Source organism: Wolbachia endosymbiont of Cylisticus convexus, assembly GCF_003344345.1.
In genome coordinates, this window is record NZ_QPIP01000218.1 from 1 (window position 1) to 905 (window position 905).

Sequence of the window (905 nt, forward strand, 5' to 3'; positions counted from 1 at the left end):
TTTTGATTTTCTGGGTTACACATTCAGACCCAGGTTAGCAAGAAATAAAATAGGGAAGCATTTTGTTTCATTTCTCCCAGCAATTAGCAACAAGGCCAAGAAAAAGATTACTACAACCATAAGATCATGGAAAATGCTAAGAAATACGCATATAACATTAGAGGGGATGTCAGAGAAAGTAAATCCAATAGTCAGAGGCTGGTATCAGTACTATGGCAAATTTTACAGAACTGAGGTCTACAAATCTCTAAAGAATGTAGAGCGGCATCTAGAAAAGTGGGTCAAAAGGAAATATAAGAGACTCAGGGGTCACGGAAGACTAGCAAGACAATTTCTAGGAAAGGTGAGAAAGAGGTCTCCGGATATTTTCTATCACTGGACACTAGGGTTAGATCAAAAGGCTGAATAATGGAAGCTGTATAAGCTGAGAGGTTTACGTACAGTTTTGCGAGAGACTGGTGGGGAAGTTCCACTGGTCTACTCTCCGAACATTCCCAAAAAAGTGTGTCAAGCCGCATTTTTAGTTCAACTCAATTTTCAACCTATCTGGAAAGAAAATATCAAGTTGAGACATAGTTAAAGCCCAATTAGGGAGAGCCATAATCCACTTTTGCTCTACCTTTTTTATAGCACAATATACCTGTTTGTACAAGGCATTTGTACTAGTAAATGAACCCTTAGTTTTAGTAAATTTCCTGATTTGTCTATGCAACCCCTCAATTGGATTAGTGGTGTAAATCAGCTTCCTAACTGGCCCAGAATACTTAAAATAACTGGATAAGTTTTCCCAATTGTTCTGCCAGGATTTTATAACTAAAGGATACTTTTCTCCCCATTTTCCTTCCAGCTCAAGCAGATAATTCTCAGCAATTTCTTTACTTGAAGCACGATATATTTTTTTCAGA

Annotated in this window: 2 protein-coding genes; one reads left to right on the plus strand and one right to left on the minus strand. The window is 37.7% G+C overall.

Translation table 11 applies throughout. From position 1 onward, the window contains the following. On the plus strand, nucleotides 1-409 hold a 409-nt coding region (locus Wcon_RS10595), incomplete at its 5' end, for a group II intron maturase-specific domain-containing protein (RefSeq protein ID WP_275936935.1). A gap of 111 nt (nucleotides 410-520) precedes the next feature. On the opposite strand, the gene Wcon_RS10600 is transcribed toward Wcon_RS10595, so the two are convergent. Further along, a partial coding sequence (locus Wcon_RS10600) for a transposase (protein ID WP_147269194.1) occupies nucleotides 521-905 on the minus strand: 385 nt, incomplete at its 5' end.